1 protein-coding gene is annotated in these 338 nt (G+C 55.9%); it reads right to left on the bottom strand.

Features of this window, described 5'->3' with window-relative positions:
* Nucleotides 1–338: hemagglutinin repeat-containing protein (locus tag ALO_RS12230; protein WP_004096339.1), on the bottom strand; the 338-nt coding region annotated here is incomplete at both ends.

Here is a 338-nt window from a genome sequence, read left to right as displayed (position 1 = left end):
CGCCTTGGATCTCAATGGTTTTTTCCGCCGCTACGGCAGCTCCCTGGATGTTGACCTGGTTCTTGCCGGTAATGGTGATGGTTTCTCCGCTAAGCTGGCTTCCCTGATGAATATTTACGTATTCAGAGTAGCTGGAGCCTTGATAGGCGACAGCGACTCTCCGTTCCTGGGAGACGCTTTCGATGTCGATGTCTTGGGCGGCGGTGAGAGTGAGGTCTTTGCCGGCACTTAAGACGGCTCCCTGGTTGAGGATGGAGCCGGCGGTGGCGTTGAGGGTGAGGTTTCCTGTAGCGGTGATGCCGGCGGTGTCGAGGAGATAGGTCTGTTCTAATTCTTGC

The sequence above is a fragment of the Acetonema longum DSM 6540 genome (genome assembly GCF_000219125.1).
Lineage (GTDB): Bacteria > Bacillota > Negativicutes > Sporomusales > Acetonemataceae > Acetonema > Acetonema longum.
The sequence above is the reverse complement of the archived record's forward strand: the minus strand, read 5'-3'. Positions and strand labels throughout refer to the sequence as shown.